This is a genomic window from Janthinobacterium sp. Mn2066 (assembly GCF_049319705.1).
Classification (GTDB): domain Bacteria; phylum Pseudomonadota; class Gammaproteobacteria; order Burkholderiales; family Burkholderiaceae_D; genus Janthinobacterium.
Genome location: NZ_JBMOUF010000059.1, coordinates 1 through 233 on the forward strand (window position 1 = coordinate 1; position 233 = coordinate 233).

Annotated in this window: 1 tRNA gene; it reads right to left on the reverse strand. The window is 48.9% G+C overall.

Features of this window, described 5'->3' with window-relative positions:
- A tRNA-Met gene (locus ACL9RI_RS27745) sits at window positions 1-77 on the reverse strand.
- Window positions 78-233: the final 156 nt, after the last annotated feature.

Sequence of the window (233 nt, forward strand, 5' to 3'; positions counted from 1 at the left end):
TGGTGGTGATAGGTGGACTTGAACCACCGACCCCAGCATTATGAATGCTGTGCTCTAACCAACTGAGCTATATCACCAGACAGACCGTTATAAACGGATGCTGGTTAAAACAGCAATGGCCCAGTTTGACTGCCGCTGGGCCATTGCAGATTGTTCCTTGGTGGTGATAGGTGGACTTGAACCACCGACCCCAGCATTATGAATGCTGTGCTCTAACCAACTGAGCTATATCA